Origin of the sequence: Streptomyces sp. NBC_00322 (assembly GCF_036147535.1) — a bacterium.
Taxonomy (GTDB): domain Bacteria; phylum Actinomycetota; class Actinomycetes; order Streptomycetales; family Streptomycetaceae; genus Streptomyces.
Map to the genome: position 1 here is coordinate 3,638,446 of NZ_CP108019.1, position 21,422 is coordinate 3,659,867.

The 21,422-nt window shown below is 70.8% G+C and carries 18 protein-coding genes; 5 read left to right on the forward strand and 13 right to left on the reverse strand.

Annotated elements, in window-relative coordinates:
- Positions 1 to 15: 15 nt before the first annotated feature.
- From OG905_RS16325 to OG905_RS16340, 4 genes are read right to left on the reverse strand one after another with little or no spacing between them, the layout of a single operon-like run.
- On the reverse strand, positions 16 to 1,965 hold the full coding sequence (locus OG905_RS16325) for an ABC transporter permease subunit (protein ID WP_328670304.1): 1,950 nt from the start codon (positions 1,963 to 1,965) through the stop codon (positions 16 to 18).
- Positions 1,962 to 3,119: a quaternary amine ABC transporter ATP-binding protein gene (locus OG905_RS16330; RefSeq protein WP_328670305.1), complete on the reverse strand. Its 1,158-nt coding sequence runs from the start codon at positions 3,117 to 3,119 to the stop codon at positions 1,962 to 1,964. Before OG905_RS16330 ends, OG905_RS16325 begins: the two co-directional genes overlap by 4 nt.
- On the reverse strand, positions 3,116 to 4,651 hold the full coding sequence (locus OG905_RS16335) for a GMC family oxidoreductase (protein WP_328670306.1): 1,536 nt from the start codon (positions 4,649 to 4,651) through the stop codon (positions 3,116 to 3,118). Before OG905_RS16335 ends, OG905_RS16330 begins: the two co-directional genes overlap by 4 nt.
- Positions 4,652 to 4,678: 27 nt before the next feature.
- Positions 4,679 to 6,175, reverse strand: coding sequence for an aldehyde dehydrogenase family protein (locus tag OG905_RS16340; protein ID WP_328670307.1), 1,497 nt, complete (start codon positions 6,173 to 6,175; stop codon positions 4,679 to 4,681).
- Between the two features lie 220 nt (positions 6,176 to 6,395).
- Between OG905_RS16340 and OG905_RS16345 the strand changes: the two genes are divergently transcribed.
- Both OG905_RS16345 and OG905_RS16350 read left to right on the forward strand, forming a co-directional pair.
- Positions 6,396 to 6,659: a hypothetical protein gene (locus tag OG905_RS16345; protein ID WP_328670308.1), complete on the forward strand. Its 264-nt coding sequence runs from the start codon at positions 6,396 to 6,398 to the stop codon at positions 6,657 to 6,659.
- The gene (locus OG905_RS16350; RefSeq protein ID WP_328670309.1) at positions 6,656 to 7,027 is read left to right on the forward strand and encodes a hypothetical protein; all 372 of its coding nucleotides are present in this window, start codon (positions 6,656 to 6,658) and stop codon (positions 7,025 to 7,027) included. The genes OG905_RS16345 and OG905_RS16350 overlap by 4 nt, the downstream gene beginning before the upstream one ends.
- Positions 7,028 to 7,045: 18 nt before the next feature.
- Here the strand turns inward: OG905_RS16350 and OG905_RS16355 are convergent, their stop codons facing one another.
- From OG905_RS16355 to OG905_RS16380, 6 genes are all read right to left on the reverse strand, one after another.
- On the reverse strand, positions 7,046 to 8,416 hold the full coding sequence (locus tag OG905_RS16355; RefSeq protein ID WP_328670310.1) for a B12-binding domain-containing radical SAM protein: 1,371 nt from the start codon (positions 8,414 to 8,416) through the stop codon (positions 7,046 to 7,048).
- Between the two features lie 100 nt (positions 8,417 to 8,516).
- The gene (locus OG905_RS16360; RefSeq protein ID WP_328670311.1) at positions 8,517 to 9,506 is read right to left on the reverse strand and encodes a malate dehydrogenase; all 990 of its coding nucleotides are present in this window, start codon (positions 9,504 to 9,506) and stop codon (positions 8,517 to 8,519) included.
- A 152-nt stretch (positions 9,507 to 9,658) separates the two neighbouring features.
- Positions 9,659 to 10,759 carry an XRE family transcriptional regulator gene (locus OG905_RS16365; RefSeq protein ID WP_328670312.1) on the reverse strand — a complete coding sequence of 367 codons (1,101 nt, stop codon included), beginning with the start codon at positions 10,757 to 10,759 and terminating at the stop codon, positions 9,659 to 9,661.
- Between the two features lie 435 nt (positions 10,760 to 11,194).
- On the reverse strand, positions 11,195 to 12,415 hold the full coding sequence (locus tag OG905_RS16370) for an NADP-dependent isocitrate dehydrogenase (RefSeq protein WP_328670313.1): 1,221 nt from the start codon (positions 12,413 to 12,415) through the stop codon (positions 11,195 to 11,197).
- 65 nt (positions 12,416 to 12,480) lie between these two features.
- Positions 12,481 to 13,149, reverse strand: a complete 669-nt coding sequence (locus tag OG905_RS16375) for a DUF3017 domain-containing protein (RefSeq protein WP_328670314.1) — start codon at positions 13,147 to 13,149, stop codon at positions 12,481 to 12,483.
- A gap of 23 nt (positions 13,150 to 13,172) precedes the next feature.
- The gene (locus OG905_RS16380; RefSeq protein WP_328670315.1) at positions 13,173 to 14,039 is read right to left on the reverse strand and encodes a bifunctional methylenetetrahydrofolate dehydrogenase/methenyltetrahydrofolate cyclohydrolase; all 867 of its coding nucleotides are present in this window, start codon (positions 14,037 to 14,039) and stop codon (positions 13,173 to 13,175) included.
- A gap of 263 nt (positions 14,040 to 14,302) precedes the next feature.
- Between OG905_RS16380 and OG905_RS16385 the strand changes: the two genes are divergently transcribed.
- Entirely contained in the window at positions 14,303 to 14,899 is a 597-nt protein-coding gene (locus OG905_RS16385; protein WP_328670316.1) for a hypothetical protein, read from the forward strand.
- Positions 14,900 to 14,989: 90 nt separating this feature from the next.
- On the opposite strand, the gene purH is transcribed toward OG905_RS16385, so the two are convergent.
- Complete coding sequence (gene purH / locus OG905_RS16390) at positions 14,990 to 16,543, reverse strand: bifunctional phosphoribosylaminoimidazolecarboxamide formyltransferase/IMP cyclohydrolase (protein ID WP_328670317.1); 1,554 nt, start codon at positions 16,541 to 16,543, stop codon at positions 14,990 to 14,992.
- Positions 16,530 to 17,168: a phosphoribosylglycinamide formyltransferase gene (gene purN / locus OG905_RS16395; protein WP_328670318.1), complete on the reverse strand. Its 639-nt coding sequence runs from the start codon at positions 17,166 to 17,168 to the stop codon at positions 16,530 to 16,532. Before purN ends, purH begins: the two co-directional genes overlap by 14 nt.
- Positions 17,169 to 17,423: 255 nt before the next feature.
- On the opposite strand from purN, the gene OG905_RS16400 reads away from it, so the two are divergent.
- Positions 17,424 to 18,197 carry a hypothetical protein gene (locus OG905_RS16400; protein WP_328670319.1) on the forward strand — a complete coding sequence of 258 codons (774 nt, stop codon included), beginning with the start codon at positions 17,424 to 17,426 and terminating at the stop codon, positions 18,195 to 18,197.
- A gap of 148 nt (positions 18,198 to 18,345) precedes the next feature.
- Here the strand turns inward: OG905_RS16400 and OG905_RS16405 are convergent, their stop codons facing one another.
- Positions 18,346 to 20,013 carry a cell division protein PerM gene (locus OG905_RS16405; protein ID WP_328670320.1) on the reverse strand — a complete coding sequence of 556 codons (1,668 nt, stop codon included), beginning with the start codon at positions 20,011 to 20,013 and terminating at the stop codon, positions 18,346 to 18,348.
- Positions 20,014 to 20,137: 124 nt separating this feature from the next.
- On the opposite strand from OG905_RS16405, the gene OG905_RS16410 reads away from it, so the two are divergent.
- The gene (locus OG905_RS16410; RefSeq protein WP_328670321.1) at positions 20,138 to 21,364 is read left to right on the forward strand and encodes a sigma factor-like helix-turn-helix DNA-binding protein; all 1,227 of its coding nucleotides are present in this window, start codon (positions 20,138 to 20,140) and stop codon (positions 21,362 to 21,364) included.
- Positions 21,365 to 21,422 lie beyond the last annotated feature (58 nt).

Consider the following 21,422-nt stretch of genomic DNA (forward strand, 5'->3'; position numbering starts at 1 on the left):
ACTGAGGGAAGGGGTTCAGTCGGTCTTGCGGGCGGCTGGCTGCGTGATCCGGTCCAGTACGAGACCCAGGCAGACGATCGCGACTCCGGCGGTCATGCCGATGCCCATCTCGCCGCGGGACAGGCCCTTGACGACGTCGTAGCCGAGGGCTCCGCCGCCGACCAGGCCGCCGACGACGACCACGGCCAGCACCAGCACGACGCCCTGGTTGACGGCCAGTTGCAGTGCCGGGCGGGCCAGGGGCAGCTGGACCTGGAGGAGTTGCTGGCGGGTCGAGGCACCCAGCGAGCGGGAGGCCTCCAGCGCGGCAGGGTCGACCTCGCGCAGTCCCTGGGTCGTGATGCGCACGACGGCGGGCAGCGCGTACACGACGGCCGCGATGATCGCCGAGGCGCGGGTGACACCGAACAGCGCGACCACCGGGATGAGATACACGAACTGCGGCATCGTCTGCATCGCGTCGAGTACGGGCCGCAGCCAGCGTTCGAGCCGCCCGGCCCGCGCACAGAAGATGCCCGCGAGCACACCGAGCGCCAGCGTGAGCACGAGCGCCGCGAGCACCTGCGAGAGCGTGTCCAGGGACTTTCCCCACACCCCGAGGACGCCGATCGCGCCCATCGACAGCGTGGCGGTGAACGCGGTCGCCCAGGTGCCGACCAGCCAGGCGACGGCCGCGACCAGCAGCAGGAGCGACCACCAGGGGAGCCAGACCAGGCCGTCGCGCAGGGGGTTGAGGATCCAGAGGGTGAACTCGCGCGACCAGACCTCGGTGAACGTGAGGTTCTCGGTGATCCACTCCTGCGCCTTGTTGACGGGCGATGAGATGTCGTACGTCCAGCCCTCCGGCCATGCCCTGCCGATGGCGAGGCCGCCCAGCGCGGCGGCCACGACACCCCCGAGCACCAGGGCCCAGGCCGAGCGGCCGTGCAGCAGCCCGCCGCCGGGAGCGCTCTCGCCAAGACGGTCGCCCGCGGCCGCCGTCGTACGGTCCAGCCAGATCGCGATCAGCACGATCGGGATGCCCGCGGCGAGCGCCTTGCCGACGTCGACCGTGGACAGCGCCGAGTACACCGCTTCGCCCAGGCCGCCGGCCCCGACGAGCGCCGCGATGACGACCATCGAGAGCGCCATCATGATCGTCTGGTTGAGGCCCAGAAGCATCTGCTTGCGGGCGAGCGGGAGCCGCGCGGTCCGCAGCCGCTGCCAGCCGCTCGCGCCGAGCGACGCGGAGGCCTCCAGCACGGCCGGATCGGCGCCGCGCAGCCCGAGCGCCGTGAGGCGGGCCATGGGCGGGGCGGCGTAGATGACCGTGCAGAACAGCGCGGCGGGCGTGCCGGTGCCGAAGACCAGCACGAACGGCAGCAGATACGCGAACGCGGGCAGCACCTGCATGGTGTCGAGAACCGGCCGCAGCGCCCGGTCGACGCGCCCGGACAGCCCGGCCGCGAGCCCGATCAGCACGCCCAGCAGGGCGGCGACCGCCACGGAGACCACCATCAGCGCGATGGTGATCAGCGTGGCGTCCCACATGCCGAGCAGCCCGCAGGCGCCGAACGCCCCGAACGCGGTGGCCGCCACCTTGATCCCGCGCCGCCCGAGCCCGGCGGCCCGCCAGGCGAACAGCACCCCGGCGACCAGGACGCCCAGCCAGCCCATGGAGTCCAGGAAGCCGTAGACGGCGTCGACCGCGTCGGTGGCGGTGTTGGAGAAGTGGAGCAGGAAGTAGAGGAAGAGGGGGTGGGTGTCACGGTTGTCGATGACCCACTTGTTGGCGTCGTCGAGGGGACCCGAGACGTCGACGGTCAGCCCGGCGGGCCAACTGCCGCTGCCCCACAGGGCGATGCCGACGGGTACGAGCACCAGCGCGGCAACGCACAGCGCCAGCAGCTTGCGCTGGACGCGGTTCTTCAGCAGGGCGCGCAGTGCAGGCGTTTGCCTGGTGGGGGCGGTGGCGACGGCCGTCATGCGACCACCGCCTTGTCGGTATGCGCGCCGCGGTCCAGGCCCGCCACCACGTTCAGCAGACCCGCGTGGTCCACCACACCCACGCAGCGGCCCGCCTCCATGACCCGGGCCGGGGACCCGGTGCGGGCCACCGCTTCGATCGCCTCGAAGACCGTCGCGTCGGGAGCGATCGCCGGCCCCGAATCCGCCTCGTCGCCGTTCGCCGGGCGCATCGCGGTGCGCACGGTCATCACCTGCTCGCGCGGCACATCGCGGACGAAGTCCCGTACGTAGTCGTCGGCGGGCGAGCCGACGATCTCCTCCGGCGTGCCCAGCTGCACGATCCGCCCGTCCCGCATCAGAGCGATACGGTCGCCCAGCTTCAGCGCCTCGCTCAGATCGTGCGTGATGAAGATCATCGTCCGGCCCTCCTCGCGGTGCAGCCGGATGACCTCCTCCTGCATGTCGCGCCGGATCAGCGGGTCGAGCGCGCTGAACGGCTCGTCGAAGAGCAGCACTTCGGGGTCGACCGCGAGCGCACGGGCGAGCCCGACACGCTGCTGCTGACCGCCGGACAGCTGGCCCGGCCTGCGGTGCTCCAGTCCTTCGAGCCCGACCTTGGCGACGACCTCGGCCGCTTTGGCCCGGCGCGCGGCCTTGCCGAGGCCCTGGATCTCCAGGCCGTAGGCGACGTTGTCGAGCACCGAGCGGTGCGGCAGCAGCCCGAAGTGCTGGAAGACCATGGACGCGCGGCGGCGGCGCAGTTCGCGCAGCCGGGCCGTGTCCATGGAGAGCACGTCCTCGCCGTCGATGGCGATCGCGCCGGACGTCGGCTCGATCAGCCGGGTCAGACAGCGTACGAGGGTCGACTTGCCGGAGCCGGAGAGGCCCATGACGACGAAGACCTCGCCCTTGTGCACATCGAAGGAGACGTCGCGCACGGCGGCGGTGCAGCCGGTACGGGCACGAAGCTCGGCCGGGCTGAGCGCGCCGAGTTCGGCGTCGCCGGGGATGCGCCCCGCCTTCGGCCCGAAGACCTTCCACAGGTCGCGTACGGAGAAGACGGGCGGCGCACTGCCGTCGCCGGCCTTCGTGGTCACGTCCACGTCGACCGCCTCGTCCACCGTCTCGTTCACGGTCACGTTCGCGGTCTTGTCCACTGCTTCGGACTTCATCGGAGTTCACCCCTCTCGTCGGACGCCGCCGCAAGCAGCTCGGCGCATTTCTCTCCCACCATCAGGACCCCGATCATCGGGTTCACGGCGGGCATGGTCGGGAAGACGGACGCGTCGGCGATACGGATGCCGTCGAGTCCCCGGATCGTCAAGTCCGGTTCCACTACCGCGTGTTCATCGGTCGTAGAGCCCATCCGGCAGGTGCCGGCCGGGTGGTAGACGGTGTGCGCGACCTTGCGCGCGTACTCGCTGATCGCCTCGTCGGAGGTGACCTCGGGCCCCGGGCAGACCTCCCGCTTCAGCCAGCCCGCCAGCGGCTGGGCCCGGGCGATCTCGCGGGCGAGCTTGATCCCGTCGACGAGGGTCCGGCCGTCGTAGTCGTCCTCGTCCGTGAAGTAACGGAAGTCCAGCGCAGGCTTCACATCCGGATCCGCGCTGGTCAGATACAACCGGCCGCGGCTGCGCGGCTTCGGGATGTTCGGCGTCATCGACACCCCGTGCGCGGGCCGCTCATAGCCGAGCCGCTCCGGGTTGTCGGTGAACGGGACTTGATAGAAGTGGAACATCAGGTCGGGCCCCTGCGCGTCCGGATCGCGCCGCAGGAACAAGCCCGCGTCGCTGTCCATCGCCGAGTTCTCGGGGAGCGGTCCGTGCGTCTCCCAGACGATCACCGACTCCGGATGGTCGAGCAGGTTCTCGCCGACGCCCGGCAGATCGTGCACGACCGGAATGCCGAGAGCTTCCAGGTCGGCGCGCGGTCCGATGCCGGAGTGCAGCAGCAGCCGCGGGGTGTCCACCGCGCCCGCGCAGACGAGCACTTCGCGCCGGGCACGGACGACCCGCTCCTCACCGTCCTTGGTCCGCACGTGCACGCCGGTGGCCCGGGTGCCCTCGAGCTCCAGCTTGTACGCCCAGGTCTCCAGGGCGATGTGGAGGTTCGGGCGGTCGAGGAAGGGGTGCAGATACGCGACCGAGGCGGAGGAACGCTTGTTGTTCTCCGGGTGGTAGGCGAGGTCGAAGAAGCCGACGCCCTCGTGGAACGGCTTCTGGTTGAAGCCCTCGACGCGCGGGACGGAGAGCGCGCTGTGTGCGGCGTCGACGAAGTCGCGGGCGATGGCGTTACGGTCCTTCTCGTCGACCGTGACGATGTTGTTCCGCAACCGGTCGAAGTACGGGTCCATGGCGGCCGCGTGCCAGCCGTCGGCCCCGGCCGCCGCCCACTCGTCCCAGTCGGACGGCAGTGGCCGGAAGGCGATGAGGGTGTTGTGCGAGGAGCAGCCGCCCAGCACACGGGCGCGGCTGTGCCGGATGTGGGAGTTGCCGCGCGGCTGCTCGGTGGTGGGGTAGTCGTAGTCGAGTTCGCCGCCGAGCAGCCCCATCCAGCGCCGCAGGGTCAGGACGTCGTCGCGACCGACATCGCTCGGGCCGCCCTCGATGACGGCGACGGTGACGTCCGGGTGCTCGGTGAGCCGGGATGCGATCACCGATCCGGCGGTGCCGCCTCCGACGACGACATAGTCGTACGTGGTCATGTGTTCGTTCTCCAACTCAGCCCTGGCTCAGCCCTTGAACCAGCGCACGGGGCGCGGGGCGAGGTTCTGGTAGACGTGCTTGGCCTCGCGGTACTCGGCGAGACCGGCGGGACCGAGCTCTCGCCCGATTCCGCTCTTTCCGAAGCCGCCCCACTCCGCCTGCGGGAGGTAGGGGTGGAAGTCGTTGATCCAGACGGTCCCGTGCCGCAGCCGCCCGGCGACGCGACGCGCCCGCCCCTGGTCGGCGGTCCACACCGCGCCGGCGAGCCCGTACTCGGTGTCGTTGGCGAGGGCGACGGCCTCGTCCTCGGTGCGGAAGGTCTCCACGGTCAGGACGGGCCCGAAGATCTCTTCGCGTACGACGCGCATGCCGCGGTGGCACTGGTCGAGGACGGTGGGCCGGTAGAAGTACCCCTCGGCGTACTCGTCGCCGTCGGGCCGCTGCCCACCGGAGCGCAGCACCGCGCCCTCGGCGAGGGCGGAGGCGACGTAGTCCTCGGTCCTGGCGAGCTGCTGCGCGGATACGAGGGGACCGCATTCGACACCCTCGTCGGTGCCGCGTCCGAGGCGGATCCGCTCGGCACGGCGGGCGAGCTCGCCGACGAAGCGCTCGCGCAGGGGCTCCTCGATGATGAGCCGGGACCCGGCTGAGCAGACCTGCCCGCTGTGGATGAAGGCGGCGTTCAAGGCCTGGTCAACGGCGGTGTCGAACCCGTCGTCGCTCTCGCAGGCATCCGCGAAGACGACGTTGGGGTTCTTGCCGCCGAGTTCGAGGGCGACCTTCTTGACGCTGTCGGCGGCGGCGCGCATCACCTTCGTACCGCTGGCGAGCCCGCCGGTGAAGGACACCAGGTCCACATCGGGATGCTCGGCGAGCCGGGCCCCGACGGTGTCGCCCGGGCCGGTCACGATGTTCGCGACACCGGCGGGCAGCCCCGCCTCCTCGAGCAGCTGGATCAGCTCGACGGTCGTCAGCGGAGTGATCTCGCTCGGCTTGATCACAAAAGTATTGCCCGCGGCCAGAGCCGGGGCAATCTTCCAACTCGCTTGAAGGAGTGGGTAGTTCCACGGCGTGATGAGGGCACAGACCCCGACGGGTTCATGCACCACGAAGCTGTGAATGTCCGGCGAACCGGCATCCACCACTCTCCCGCCGCTCTCGTTCATGACGAGGTCGGCGAAGTAGCGGAAGGCGTCGCTGACGCAGTCGACGTCGATGCGGCCTTCCTCGACGGTCTTCCCGGCGTCCCGGCTCTCCAGCTGCCCGAGCGCCTCCCGGTTCCGCTGCAGCAGGTCCGCGACGCGCCGGAGCACGGCGGCCCGCTCGGCCACCGGAGTCCGGGGCCATTCGCCCTGGTCGAACGCGGTACGCGCGGCGGCGACCGCGGCGTCCGCGTCCCCGACCCCACCCTCCGCGACGGAGGCGAACACGGTCGCGTCAGCGGGGTCGAGTATCTCGCGCGCGGCGCCGGAGGCGGCTGCACGCCACTCTCCGCCCACGTGGATGGTCTGTTGTGCCGACACGTCGCGTTTTGCCTTCCCGTTCCCGATTCATTCCTCGCCGGTGTGGACCGGCGGACGGGGCGCCTGCCCCTGGGCGTGGGAAGCATGCGCAATGGGTGGTCGAAAGTGTCGCGTGTCACTTATCCAGTGCCTACGCCACGCATCTGGCCTTGCCTGGGCCGCTCACGGTGCTCGACGGAAATCAACCCCACGGCCCGGTATTCAAATGTATTCTCGTCACATGGCTGACACCACGATCAAGATCACCGACGAAGTCCGCGACCGGTTGCGCATACTCGCCGAGGAGCGAGGCACCAGCGTGCGAGGTCTGGTGGAGCGCCTGGCCAGGGAGATCCCCACCGAGAGCGAGCGCGCGGAGCGCACTGCCCGAGGGCTGGCCTACGTGCGTGCGCACCTCTGCCCGGCTCTGACCGACGACGATGTACGGCGTGCCCAGCTGTGGCGGGCGGACATCGCGGCGGGCCGTGTCGGGAGCCGCAGGTGATCATCCTCGACCATACGGCGGTGCTCGCCCTTTGCCGGGGACACCGCTTGCTCTCCGGTCTCGCAGTGGTCGAGACGGACGACCCCACCCAGCGGGCCCACGTTCCCGCTCTGTGCCTGATCTCCGCGAGCCTGGAACTGCCCGGCGCGGCGGCCCACGTCGGGGCGCTGCCCGGCCTCGAGTTCGACCCGCTGGACTTCGCCGCCTCCGCAGCGGTGGAACAGGCCATCGCCTCCGGAATCGACTGGCGCCACGCGCACGCCGTCTACGCGGCGGTCTCCGACACCGTCGACGGACAGGTACTCAGCGCCACGCCCGAGGCATACGACGGAACCGGGGTGTGGGTGGTGGACATCGGGAAGCCCTGAGGTGTGGACGCCACTGCGTCATTGCGGCTGCCTGCCGCCGAAGGCGGCGAGCGTCCGCTCCAGCATCGGCATCGCGCGCACCACCCGACGGCTGCGGATCAGCGCGTCCCACGCGGGCTCGAACTTCTTCCAGCCGCCCGCGTACGCGAGATGCCGAAGCCGCTCATGGGTGCCCGGCTGGGCCGCCGCGCCCCGCCAGATGTTTCCCCAGCGGTAGAAGTCCCGGTAGGCGCGCCAGTAACCGGCCTCCAGCTGACGCGGCGTCATTCCCTTGGGCCGGTAGACCACATGACGGGTGTCGTAGAGGTCCCAGTCCCTGTGCACGATCCGGTCCTCGGCCTCCAGCTGCTTCCACAGGCCGGTGGACGGGTACGGCGTCATGATGTGGAAGGTGGCCGTCTCGATGCCCTGCTCGACGGCCCATTCCACCGTACGGTCGAAGACGTCTGGGCCGTCGTGGTCGAGGCCGAAGACGAAGCTGGCGTTCACCATGACGCCCGCGTCGTGCAGCCGACGCACGGCGGCGGAATAGTCCTTGCCGATGTTCTGGTCCTTCCGGCGCTCGGCAAGGTTCGCCCCGTTGACCGTCTCGAAGCCCACGAACAGGCTGCGCAGCCCCGCCTCCACGGCCCGTTCCAGCAGGCCGGGCTGGAGCACGGACTTCACCGTTCCGGCCGCCTGCCAGAGCCGTCCCGTCCCCGCCATCCCGTCGAACAGGGCCTCGGCGAAACGGCGGTTGCCCAGCAGATGGTCGTCGAGGAAGTAGAGGTGACGGCCGGGGAGGCGGTCGATCTCGGCGAGAGCGTCGTCGACGGCCTGCGTGTAGAAGGACTTTCCGCCCTCGAAGAAGGCGTCTTTGTAGCAGAAGTCGCAGTGGTGCGGGCAACCGCGCGAGACGACGATCGAGTTCGGGACAAGATAGAGGTGCCGCTTGATCAAGTCCCGCCGTACGGGAGGAAGTCCGGCGAGCGTGCGCTGCTTGGAGTCGTAGCGCCGCCCGGGCATGCCGTCCCGGAATTCCTTGAGGAAGAGCGGCCAGGTGTCCTCCCCCGGCCCGGTGAAGATCGTGTCGGCGTGCTGAGCGGCCTCCTCAGGCAGCGACGTCACATGCAGGCCGCCCATGGCCACATGCACACCCCGGGCCCGGAAGTGGTCGGCTATCTCGTAGCTGCGCCGTGCGGAGGTGATGTACGGCTGCACCACCAACAGATCGGGCTCGGGCAGCGACTCGATGTCGATCCGCTCCACATGCTCGTCGTACAGCGTCACCTCGTCGTCCGGGCCGAGATACCCGGCGAGCGTCGCGAGCCCCAGCGGGGGGAACAGCGAGTACTTGATGGGACGGAACAGCGGGCTGGTGGCTTCGGTCAGGGCGGGAAGAATCATCATCACGCGCATGACAGCCCAGACTCAGCCGGTCATACGGCTGGTTCCAGCAGAACGCCCCCGGCAGCCAGTCGGCTGCCGGGGGCGGTCAGGATCGAATGCCTCAGATGAGGCCGAGCTCGCGGACCGCCGCGCGCTCCTCCTCCAGTTCCTTCACCGACGCGTCGATGCGCGCACGCGAGAACTCGTTGATGTCCAGGCCCTGGACGATCTCGTACGTGCCGTCCTTCGTGGTGACCGGGAACGACGAGATCAGGCCCTCCGGCACGCCGTACGAGCCGTCCGACGGGATGCCCATCGAGGTCCAGTCGCCGGCCGCGGTGCCGTTGACCCAGGTGTGGACGTGGTCGATGGCGGCGTTCGCGGCCGAGGCCGCCGAGGACGCGCCGCGGGCCTCGATGATCGCGGCGCCGCGCTTGGCGACGGTCGGGATGAACTCCTCGGCCAGCCACTTCTCGTCGTTGACGACCTCGGCGGCGTTCTTGCCGGCCACCGACGCGTGGAAGATGTCCGGGTACTGGGTCGCCGAGTGGTTGCCCCAGATGGTGAGGCGCTTGATGTCGGAGACGGCGGCGCCGGTCCTGGCGGCGAGCTGCGAGATCGCGCGGTTGTGGTCCAGGCGGGTCATCGCGGTGAAGCGGTCGGCCGGTACGTCCGGGGCCGCGGCCTGTGCGATGAGCGCGTTGGTGTTGGCCGGGTTGCCGACGACGAGGACCTTGATGTCGTCCGCGGCGTTGTCGTTGATGGCCTTGCCCTGCGGCTTGAAGATGCCGCCGTTGGCGGAGAGGAGGTCACCGCGCTCCATGCCCTTGGTGCGCGGGCGGGCGCCGACGAGCAGGGCCACGTTGGCGCCGTCGAAGGCGACGTTCGGGTCGTCGGTGATGTCGATCCCGCGCAGCAGCGGGAAGGCGCAGTCGTCGAGCTCCATCGCGGTGCCCTCGGCGGCCTTGAGGCCCTGCGGGATTTCGAGCAGACGCAGCTTGACCGGCACATCCGCGCCGAGCAGGTGGCCGGAGGCGATGCGGAAGAGCAGCGCGTAGCCGATCTGGCCGGCCGCGCCGGTCACGGTGACGTTGACGGGAGTGCGGGTCATGGCGATCTCCGTAAGACAGCTGGCGGTGGGGGTCCCTGCCCCTGATGCTGGACAACTCCCATGATCGATCGGTGTCTCGACATGAAGAGATATCCAGCGGTCAGGCTATCCGACCCCGGACACCGCCAACCTACGCCCCCTTGTGGCACGGATCACTGCGGCGTGGTGCAGCCGTTGACGCCCGTCTTGAGCGTGGCGCACGCCTTCGCGTCGGCAGGCCCGGTCACCGCGGTCATCGGGGTGTACGCGTCCTTGTCGGCATTCACCAGGCCGTTCTGCGCGCCCTTGCCGCCCGCGCTGATCTGCACCGTGTCGCCGGGTGCCGCGCGGGTGATACGGGCCCAGGCCGCCTGGCAGGTCTTGCTGTAGCGGACCTCGACGAAGGCCTTGCCGACGGTCGCGGACGAGACGGTCTTGGCGAACTCGCCACCGCAGCCCATCGTTTCCGGGTCCTGCCCGGTGCAGTCCTTGCCGCTGCACTTCACTCCGGCGGGCAGCGGCGGGCTGCTGGTCGTCGGGGCGATGGAGGGGGGCTTGGCCACGGGCTTGTCCTCGCCGTCCCCGCCCAGGTCGGTCAGGAGGACGGCCGCGGCGATCACCAGCAGCGCGCCGACGAGACCGGCCAGGAACATGGTGACCTTGCGCTTGCCGCCGCCTCCACGGCCGGGGGACGGGGCGGAGGGCATGGACCCCGCCGCGGACGGCGGGCCCGGATGGCCCGGCCCGCCGAGTCCGCCCGGCCCGTGCTGCGTCGGTACATACGACGGACTCTGCGGCTCCTGATCCCGGCTGCCCGGATCCCGACTGCCCGGATCCCGACTGCCGCCGCCCGGTTGGTGGCCGCTTTCCGGGTCGGCGGGCGCGGCGGTTCGGCCGCCCGCGCGGCCGTTCGCGGTGCCCGCCGGGGCAGGCCCGAACTCCCCGAGTGCGGCCCGCGCCTGGGATATCCGTATCGCTTCCATCGTCATGTCGTGACGCATCTCGGCCCGGCTCCAGGCGCGCTCGGCGAGCTCCCACATGGTGGTCAGATGCGTCTGGTTCGTACCGGTCACCTCGGCGAGCGCGACAATCGCACGCTTGGGCGCGAGCAGCCGCCCGTTGAGATACCGCTCCCAGGACGTCTTGCTGTACCCGGTGCGGTCCGCCACCGCGGCGATGCCGAGCCCACTGCGGTCCACCAGTCGGCGCAGCTGACTGGTGAACTCCCTGACCTGCGGGTCCAGCTCCTCCGGCAGTGCCTTCCAACGAGGCATGTGCTTCCCCCCTTGTCCCCCCGAACGTGCCTGATGTGCCCCGCGCTCCTGACCCCCTGCGGTGTACCTCGGGAGTCCGTGTACCGGACTACCCACTGGGATGCGCAGGGCCAGGATGTCAGTTCCTGTTAACGGCGTGCACGGGAGCATCCGGAACGGTCGGCGCGCCCCGTTGTGCGCCCCGCCCCGGCTGCCGGACCAGTCTCCCATCCGTTGCGGAACGATCACACCATGGCGGAACGGTCACTTCCGTGCCACAGGCCCCTGGCGTCCCTTGTCCGAGATTGGCGCGTCCATGACTCTTGAAACACGACGGCGCCCGTCCTCCCTCGGGGGAGAGGACGGGCGCCGTCGGCGTTTGCGAGCACGGTACGTGTGGTCCGTGCGTGCCCGTTCGGGCTCTGTTTCCAAGGCAGTTGCCGTGGCCGTGGCCCGTCAGGCGGAGGCCATCTTCTTCCGCAGATTCGCGTCGAGCGCGTCCAGGAACTGCTCCGTGGTCAGCCACGGCGTGTCCTTGGAGATCAGCAGCGCCAGGTCCTTCGTCATCCGGCCGCTCTCGACGGTGTCGACGCAGACCTGTTCCAGGGTTTGGGCGAACCTGGTGACCTCGGGCGTGCCGTCCAGCTTGCCCCGGTGGGCGAGACCACGGGTCCAGGCGAAGATCGAGGCGATGGGGTTGGTCGAAGTCGCCCTGCCCTGCTGGTGCTGGCGGTAGTGGCGGGTGACCGTGCCGTGTGCGGCCTCGGCCTCGACGGTCCTGCCGTCGGGCGACATGAGGACCGAGGTCATCAGGCCGAGCGAGCCGAAGCCCTGCGCGACGATGTCGGACTGGACGTCGCCGTCGTAGTTCTTGCACGCCCAGACGTAGCCGCCCTCCCACTTGAGCGCCGCGGCGACCATGTCGTCGATGAGGCGGTGCTCGTAGGTCAGACCCGCCTTGTCGAAGTCGGCCTTGAACTCGGCGTCGAAGATCTCCTGGAAGATGTCCTTGAAGCGACCGTCGTACTTCTTGAGGATCGTGTTCTTCGTCGACATGTAGACCGGGAAGTCACGCGCCAGGCCGTAGCGGAACGAGGCGCGCGCGAAGTCGCGGATCGAGTCGTCGTGGTTGTACATGCCGAGCGCGACACCGGCGCCCGGGAACTCGTGGACCTCCACCTCGATCGGCTCGGAGCCGTCCTTGGGGGTGAAGGTCATGGTGAGCGTGCCGGGGCCCGGGATCTTCAGGTCGGTGGCGCGGTACTGGTCGCCGAAGGCGTGACGGCCGACGACGATCGGCTTGGTCCACCCCGGTACGAGCCGCGGCACGTTCTCCATGATGATCGGCTCGCGGAAGATCACGCCGCCGAGGATGTTGCGGATCGTGCCGTTCGGCGAGCGGTACATCGCCTTGAGGTTGAACTCCTCGACCCGCGCCTCGTCCGGCGTGATGGTCGCGCACTTCACGCCGACGCCGTACTCCTTGATGGCGTTGGCGGCGTCGACGGTCACCTGGTCGTTGGTGGCGTCGCGGTGCTCCATGCCCAGGTCGAAGTACTTCAGCTCGACATCGAGGTACGGAAGGATCAGTTTGTCCTTGATGAAGGACCAGATGATGCGGGTCATCTCGTCGCCGTCGAGCTCGACGACGGGGTTGGCTACGTTGATCTTGGCCATGAGGTGGAACGTCCCTCTCACGCGTCGATGTGTCCCGCCATCAAGGTACTCGACGTGAGCGTCCGCTAACGCACGGTGAAGTGGACCGCGTCCTCCAGGAACGGGACGTCCAGCCAGGGGTTCGGCTGGGTCACGAGCGCGATCAGCACGATCACCGTGCCGAGCAGTCCGTACGTGACCATGTCGGTGAAGCGCGAGCGCACCGCGAGCATCCCGACGGAGGGCAGGATGCGGCGCATGACGGCGCCGGTGATGAGCGCGACCCCGATGAGGATCGTGCCCACGCGGAACGCGTCGGCGAAGGCATCCGTGCCGACGATGACGAGCCCGAGCCCGGCCAGGGCGAGAACGGTGAGCAGCGGCCACTGCCGCGCCGGCGCGGAGGCGTCGCCGGGGGCGGCACGCCCGCCGCCTTCGGGCCGGGCGGTGTCCTGGGTGAGGGAGGGCGGCCGCCGGGAGGGGGCTTTGGGGGCGGCCTGGGTCTCGGCGTCCGGCGCGTGCGGCTCGTCGGCGGTGTGGGCCTCGGGCCTCCTGTCCGAGTCGCCGGTGCCCGTACCGCTGGAGCCCTCGGAGTCGGCGTCAGCAGCCGCGGTCCGCGGATGGACAGCCTCCGCCAGGACGGCCGCGGCCGCCACGTCCGGGGCAGGCTCGCCCGCGCGGCCCCGCCCGGCCCCGGGGGCCGAGCCCGCCGCGCCGCCCGTCGGCTCGGATTCGTCGTTCGTGCGTACGCCCATGGGCTCAGCCTCTCCCGATCCGCTCAGCCCTCGGCAGCCACAGCCGTGTGCTCGGCCGCCTCGACGACATTGACCAGCAACTGCGCGCGGGTCATCGGGCCCACGCCGCCCGGGTTCGGCGAGATCCAGCCCGCGACCTCCGCGACGCCCGGGTGGACGTCTCCGGCGATCTTGCCCTCCGCGTCACGGCTGACGCCGACATCGAGGACCGCGGCACCCGGCTTGACGTCCTCGGGCTTGATGATGTGCTGCACACCGGCCGCCGACACGATGATGTCGGCCTGCCGCAGATGCATCGGCAGATCGCGCGTGCCGGTGTGGCACTGCGTCACCGTCGCGTTCTCGGACTTGCGGGTCAGCAGCAGCGGCAGGGAGCGGCCCACGGTGATACCGCGGCCCAGGACCACGACGTGCGCACCCTTGATCTCGACGCCGTGGTGGCGGAGCAGCTGGATGATGCCGTTCGGAGTGCACGGCAGCGGCCCCTCGATTCCCAGCACGAGGCGCCCGAGGCTCATCGGGTGCAGCCCGTCCGCGTCCTTTGCCGGGTCCATCAGCTCGAGCACCTTGTTGGTGTCGATGTGCTTGGGCAGCGGGAGTTGGACGATGTAGCCGGTGCACTCGGGGTTGTCGTTGAGCTCGCGGACGACCGCCTCGATCTCTTCCTGCGAGGCCGTGTCCGGCAGCTCACGCTGGATGGAGGCGATGCCGACCTGCGCGCAGTCGCGGTGCTTGCCGTTGACGTACCACCGGCTGCCGGGGTCGTCCCCGACGAGCAGCGTCCCGAGGCCGGGGGTGATGCCCCGCTCCTTGAGGGCCGCCACGCGGGCGGTCAGGTCGGACTTGATCGCGGCTGCGGTGGCCTTGCCATCGAGAATCTGGGCAGTCATGGACCCATCCTCGCGGATGGACCCGCCCCGGTTCCAATTCGGCCCTCGTTCCGGTGACCGCACGCGCCCCTCCTGCCCCGGCAAACACAAGGGGAGGTTGCACTTGCACAACACATACGGATACCGACTGGACAAAAAGTCGACCTTAATACGACGATGATCCGCGCAGTACCGCGGCAGTGTTGGGGGGCAAACCGCTGATCTTGTGAAGTTCCTCCGCTCGGACCGCGTCGTCCCCGCACATTCAACGGAGGAATCCCCCCATGAGCTTCGGCGACCCGAACAACCCGTACGGCCAGCCTCAGGGCGGCCAGCCGGGCTACGGCCAGCCCCAGGGCGGCCAGCCGGGATATGGCCAGCCCCAGCCGCAGGGTCAGCCCGGTTACGGCTACCCGCAGGCGCCGCCGGTCCAGCCGTACGGCGGCGGCTACGCGACCGGCCCCACGGAGATGCCGGGCATCACCAAGGCGGCCCGCATCTTCCTGTACGTGATCGTCGTCTGCCAGGTCATCGTCTCGGGCATCTACGCCTACACGCTGTCGAAGTTCGACGACGCCACCCACAACTCCAGTTTCAGCGGCTCCGACGCCCAGACGTTCGCCGACCTCGGCAAGGGCATCATCGGCTTCCTCATGGTGCTCGCCCTGGTGTTCGCCGCGCTCGGCCTGGTGCTCGCGCTGAAGTTCGCCAGCGGTGAGAACGGCGTCCGCGTCTGCTCCATCGTCTACGGCTCGTTCGCCATCATCAGCGGCCTCTTCACGATCCCGGTCGGCATCATCACGTTCATCGTGGCGATCCTGCTGGTCGTGTTCGCGTCCAAGAGCGCGACCGCGGAGTGGTTCCGGCGCCCGCGCCACTGAGCCTGTTCGAACCAACACTGCGCGAACACCGCACGAAGGCCGTAACCCTCGCCGAAACCGGCGGGATTACGGCCTTCGGCCTTTCTCAGGTCAGTGGAAGAAGTGGCGCGTGCCCGTGAAGTACATCGTCACGCCCGCGTTCTTCGCCGCCTCGACCACCAGCTCGTCCCGTACCGAACCGCCCGGCTGCACCACGGCCTTGACGCCCGCCGCGGTCAGGATCTCCAGGCCGTCCGGGAACGGGAAGAACGCGTCCGAGGCCGCATACGAGCCCTGCGCCCGCTCCTCGCCTGCGCGTTCGACCGCGAGTTTCGCCGAGTCGACGCGGTTGACCTGGCCCATGCCGACGCCGACCGACGCACCGCCCTTCGCGAGCAGGATCGCGTTGGACTTCACCGCGCGGCAGGCCCGCCACGCGAAGGCGAGCTCGGCCAGCTCGTCGGCGGTCAGCGCCTCGCCGGTCGCGAGCGTCCAGTTCGCCGGGTCGTCGCCGTCGGCCTGGAGGCGGTCGGTGACCTGGAGCAGCGCGCCACCGTCGATCGGCTTGAGCTCGACCGGGTTGGCCGGGGCGCCCTCGGCGCGCAGCACGCGGATGTTCTTCTTGCGGGCGAGGATCTCGACCGCGCCGTCCTCGTAGCCGGGGGCGACGATGACCTCGGTGAAGATCTCCGCGACCTGCTCCGCCATCTCCTTGGAGACCGGGCGGTTGACCGCGATCACTCCGCCGAACGCGGAGAGCGGGTCGCAGGCGTGAGCCTTGCGGTGCGCCTCGGCGACGTCCGCGCCGACCGCGATACCGCACGGGTTGGCGTGCTTGATGATCGCCACGCACGGCTCGGTGTGGTCGTACGCGGCACGGCGGGCGGCGTCCGTGTCCGTGTAGTTGTTGTACGACATCTCCTTGCCGTGCAGCTGCTCGGCCTCGGCGAGGCCGCCGTTGCCGTTGACGTACAGCGCGGCGCCCTGGTGCGGGTTCTCGCCGTAGCGCAGGACGTTCTCGCGCTCCCAGGTACCACCGAGGAAGTCGGGGAAGCCCGACTCGTCGGCTGGGGCGTAGGAGCTCGCGAACCAGGAGGCGACGGCCACGTCGTACGCGGCGGTGTGCTGGAAGGCCTCGGCGGCCAGGCGCTTGCGGGCGGCCAGGTCGAAGCCGCCCTCCTTCACCGCGGCGAGAACGCCCTTGTACCGCGCGGGGCTGGTGACGACCGCGACGGACGGGTGGTTCTTGGCGGCGGCGCGGACCATCGACGGGCCGCCGATGTCGATCTGCTCGACGCACTCGTCCGGGGTGGCTCCCGAAGCGACGGTCTCCCGGAAGGGGTACAGGTTCACGACCACCAGGTCGAAGGGCTCGACACCGAGCTCGGCGAGCTGCTCGCGGTGCGACGCGAGGCGCAGATCGGCGAGGATCCCGGCGTGCACGCGCGGGTGCAGCGTCTTGACCCGGCCGTCCAGGCACTCGGGGAAGCCGGTGAGCTCCTCGACCTTGGTGACCGGCACCCCGGCCGCGGCGATCTTCGCGGCGGTGGAACCGGTGGAGACCAGCTCGACGCCGGCCTCGTTGAGCCCGCGGGCGAGCTCCTCCAGCCCTGTCTTGTCGTAGACACTCACCAGCGCGCGACGGATGGGCTTATTCACCGACATGAACCTTTCGTCCCTCAATGCGGTAGCCGTTACGGGCCAGACGCCCCACGACCTCGACGAGCAGCTGACGCTCGACTTCCTTGATGCGCCCGTGAAGAGCGACTTCGTCGTCCTTGTCCCGGACCTCGACCACGCCCTGCGCGATGATCGGCCCGGTGTCGACGCCGTCGTCGACGAAGTGGACGGTGCACCCGGTGACCTTCGCGCCGTACGCGAGCGCGTCACGCACGCCGTGGGCTCCGGGGAAGCTGGGCAGCAGGGCGGGATGGGTGTTCACGAACCGTCCGCCGAAACGGGCGAGGAATTCCTTGCCCACGATCTTCATGAAACCGGCCGAGACGACCAGGTCCGGTTCGTACGCGGCGGTGGCCTCGGCGAGCGCGAGATCCCACGCCTCGCGGGTCTCGTAGTCCTTCACCTTGCACACGAAGGTGGGCAGCCCGGCGCGCTCGGCGCGCTCGAGACCGGCGATCTTGTCCCGGTCTGCCCCGACGGCGACGATACGGGCGCCGAAGCCCTGCGGATCGTCATCGATGGCGTCGAGCAGAGCCTGCAGATTCGTACCGGAACCGGAGACCAGGACCACGAGGCGGGCCGGTCGGGCGGAGGGGGGCGGGGAGGCCACGGCGGGTCTCTTTCTCGCGTGCTTGCTGTTCGCTGGCTGTTCGGCGTTTGTGCGGTCCTACGAATCATTCGCGCCCCGCGATACGGGGAACTCTACGAAGGGGCCGACCGTCAGCAACGATACCGGCACACAGAACGGCCCCCACGGGACGGGGGCGTGGCCGGGAGGTAGCGTCTGGGGACAGGCCCGTCCCCCGACGGGCACGACGAGACAAGACCCCATGCGCGCTGGGTCTGAGGGGAAGACGTTCACCAGATGCCGGACCGACGCCGCCGTACGGACCTCCTGTTGCCGCGGGAGCGCCAGTCCACGGATGACAACAATCCCTTCGCGCCGCCCCCGGAGGGCCGGCCGGACCAGCCCTGGCAGCCGCGCCGCCCTGCGAACGACGGCAACTCCGACGACTCCTCGTCCGGCTCGTCGGACCCCTCGGGCGACCAGGGCGAGCGCCCGGCCTGGGGCAGCCAGTGGAGCAGCCGCCAGCCGGGCCGCTCGTCGGGCGGCGGCTTCGGCGGCCGCCCCGGCGGCCAGAACGGCGAGAACGGCGAGAACGGCCAGAACGGCGGAGGCCGCCAGGGCCAGGACGGCGGCTCGCCCGGCGGCATGAAATGGGATCCGACGGACCCGGCGCAGCGGCGGGCTCGGTATGCGCTGCTGTCGGGCATGTGGGCGTTCTTCTTCGCGCTGTTCGACCTCCCGGAGATCGCGCTGCTGCTGGGTGCGCTGGCGCTGTACTGGAGCATCAGCTCCCTGCGCGCCAAGCCCCAACGCCGCCCGGTGGACCCGATGTCCCCTCCCCCGCCCGCGACGCCGCCGACACCCCCGAACAAGTCCCAGCTGACGGCGGCGGTGAGCGGCCTGGTGATGGCGAGCATCGCGCTGGTGATCGTGGCGGCGTCGTTCACGGCGCAGCTGGTGTACCGCGACTACTACACGTGCGTGAACGACGCCCTGACGAAGTCGGGCCAGCTGGCCTGCAACGACTTGCTGCCGGATCCGCTTCGCGGAGTGATCGGCGTCAAGGAGTAGCCCCCGGCCCACTCCGCCCGCCCGACCGACTGGGGCCGGGGGCTTGCCCCCGTGCCCGCCTGCGGCACGAACCTGCCGCACTTCCCCCGGGGGTCTGGGGCCCTTGCCCCCAGTTTCGGGAAACGGGCGGGGCTGGGGAAAAACCCTCCTACGGTGCCGCCGACGGCCCGGGCTCTTCCGGTGCCGGTGGCTCTCCTTCCGGCTCCACCGCAACCAGCGGCACCGACGGCCCGGTCTCCTCGGCTGCCGGCGGCTCCCCCTCCGGCTCCACCGCAACCAGCGGCACAGACGTCCCGGCCTCCTCTGCTGCCGGCGGCTCCCCCTCCGGCTCCACCGCAACCAGCGGCACAGACGTCCCGGCCTCCTCTGCTGCCGGCGGCTCCGCCGCGACCGGCGCCGACGGGAACTCCGCCATCAGTCCCCCCGACGCCTCCTTCAGCGCCGCCCACCGGACCTCCCTCGGCTCCCTCTCCTCCAGCGCCACCACCGGCAGGAAGTCGTACCCCTCCTCCGCCTCCTCCGCCTCCTCCGCCCCCTCCGACACGGCCGACACGGCTGGCTCGGCCGCCACAACCCCCGCCCCCCGCATCCGCCACGCCCTTACCCCCAGCGCCCCCGGCACCCCCACCGCCGCCGTCCAGACCGTCGCCGCCGCGCCCGTCAGCCACCACACCGGGCCGAACACCGCCAGCCTGCCCGTGCCCATCGCGCCGCCCGCCGCCGCCGCGAGCACTGCGGTGAGGAGCCCGCAGCCCACCGCGCCCAGCAGCGCCGCGAGCGCGGTCTCGCGGACGCCCGACACCGCGTCCCTCCGTACCGTGAACCAGGCGATCACCACCCCCGCCACCACCGGCACGACCACCACCGCCCAGTTCAGCGCGGTCCCGCGGCCCTCCGCCGGGACCGCGGACAGCAGCGGGAAGTGCGGCAGTGCCGGGTCGCCGGTGAACGCGAGCGGCGTCGCCAGGGCGCCCGTACCGAGCGCGAAACCGGGGCCGAGACCGTACGCCGCACCCCACACCGCCGCGTTCGGCACCAGCGCAAGCCCCAGTAGCAGCAGCGCGAGCCGCCCCGACCACTCATCCGCGAGGTGCAGGAACGAGTCCTGCGTCGCGTCCGCGTGCCACACCAGTGACACCGCGACCAGCAGCGCCCCACCCCCCAGCAACGCCAGCGCCCCCGCCGCCGCGGACCGTGCGGCGACGGTGATCCGGGTACGGGCAAGCTCGGCCCGTACCCGCTCGGGCAGCCACGCGGGCAGCGGCCCGAGCGGCCGCCCGCTCGCGGTCCACACCCCGGCCGCAGCGGAGGCCCCGGCCACCAGCGGCAGATGGAGGAGCGCGCTCAGCAGGTCGGCGGCCAGCGGACCGCGCGTCGCATAGACCACCACGGCCCCGCCGACCAGCAGATACCCCGCAGTCACCGCGCACAGCACCCCCCGCGCCGACGCCCGCGGCCGCCCCTCGTCCGGTTCGAGCGCATCGCGCGCGGCCCGGTGCGTGAGCAGCGCGGGCAGGGCGACGAGCAGCAGCGGTACGACGCCTACCGGCGCCGGGTTCCCGGAGAGCGTGTCGGCGCGTACGAGCTCCGTGCCGTGCGCCAGCAGCCACAGCCCCGCGGCGACGTGCAGCGCCCCGCCAGGACCCCTGTCCGGGTAGGGGGAGCTGATCCACAGCACCATCACGAGGGCGGCGAGCGCGCCGAGCCCGAGCCCCGCGGCGGTCACCCCGCGTACGAGGGCCGCGGCCAGCGCGGGTACACGGCCCCCCTGGACGACGGCCGGGGCTTGCGACAGCAACGGGCTGGGCTCAGTCATCTGCGTCACCCGGCCATGCTGCCAACGACACGCGGTTTATCCATGTAACAGGTGAATGCCCGCTGTGTCGCTCAAGATACGTTTATGTACTTTTCGCCCAGTGCAGCGCTGCGGGGAGCCTCTCATGACTGAGAGCACCCGACGCTCTGCGTCCGTCTCCCTGCCCTCCGCCAAGGAGCGGCGCAGGCTGCGCGAGGCGAAGTCCCTGAGCGAGGAGCAGGTGGCGACAGCGGTCGGCGTCACACGGGCGACGGTCAGGAACTGGGAGACCGGGCGGAGCAGCCCCCGGGGACGCAAGCTCAGGCTGTACGCGCAGCTCCTCGCGGATACGGGACCCGAGGAGTCGTCCCGCACGCCGGACCTGGTCCCGGACCCTGAACCGGCACCCAAGCCCACGACCAAGCCCAAGCCCAAGCAGGCCCACGCCACCACCCGGCCGAAACCCGCCGCCGAGCGCGCGGCCAAGCCCCCGACGATCCCCGCCCACCCTGCCCCGCCACCCTCCGGCGCACCACACTCCAGCCCGCCCCGGACAACGCCCGAACCCCCGGCCCCCACCCCCGCCGAGGCCTTCGACGCCCTCTACGCGTACGCCGCCCCCGCGCTCGTACGCCAGGCCTACCTGCTCACCGGCCGTCGCAGGCTCTCCCACGAGGCCGTCGAGCGCGCCTTCCACCTCGCCTGGCAACGCTGGCCCGAGGTCGCGGTCGACGGGGACCCGCCGGGCTGGGTGCGGGCCGCCGCGTACGAGCACGCCATGTCTCCCTGGCAGCGAATGCGGCGCGTCCACCGCTACCCCGACCCCCCGCCCGCCGAGCGCGACCGCCGCGAACTGCTGGACGCACTCCTCGAACTGCCTCCGCACTACCGCCGGACCCTGCTGCTCTACGACGGCGTGGGCCTCGATCTGCCCGAGACGGCCGCCGAGACGGAGGCGAGCACGCCCGCCGCGGCGAGCCGGGTGCTGCATGCGCGCGCCGCCCTGGCCGAGCGGGTGCCCGAACTCGATGCGCCGGACACACTCCACGACCGGCTCACCGCACTGGCCAACTCCTGTCCGGCGCCCCGGCTGATGCCCGCCCAGGACGTACGGACGGGCAGCGAGCGCCGGGCCCGGTTCTGGACGCGGGTCGCTGTCACCGTCACCACCCTGATCGTCGGTGCCACCACACTGACGATGATCAACGCGCCGACCCGGTACGAACCGCCGGTCTCCCCCGGCCGGCAGGTCGAGGGCGTACCGCCGCACGAAGGACCGCAGAGGCTGACTCCGACGGACAGAAAGCTGCGCGCGAGGCTGCTCTCCGAGCCGGTGCACGGCCCGGAACGGCTGGTACCGCAAGATCGCTGAGCTGGAGCGCCCAGTAACGCGTGTGGGCCCGCACCTCGTTGAGAGGTGCGGGCCCACA